This is a genomic window from Bradyrhizobium sp. Kon69 (assembly GCF_055807515.1).
Map to the genome: position 1 here is coordinate 1 of NZ_JBVVOS010000590.1, position 234 is coordinate 234.

The 234-nt window shown below is 69.2% G+C and carries 1 protein-coding gene; it reads left to right on the forward strand.

The features are described 5' to 3' along the window. Positions 1–234, forward strand: a 234-nt coding sequence (locus AC0L3U_RS40265; RefSeq protein ID WP_473365253.1) for a GntR family transcriptional regulator, incomplete at both ends; no start/stop codon positions are given.

Genomic DNA, 234 nt, shown 5'->3' on the forward strand with positions numbered 1-234 from the left:
CAACCAGGGCGGCCTGATCGAAGCCAACCAGGGCCTCATCCGTTCGGGAAAGCTGCCGCCCGGCACACGCCTGCCCACGCATCGCCAACTCGCCGCCGAGCATGGCCTGGCACTGGCCACGGCGAGCCGCGTGTACACCGAGCTGGAAGCGATGGGGTTGGTCAGCGGCGAAACCGGGCGTGGCACCTTTGTGCGCGAAATCGCCTTGCCGCCGGGGCAGGGCAGTGGGCAGAT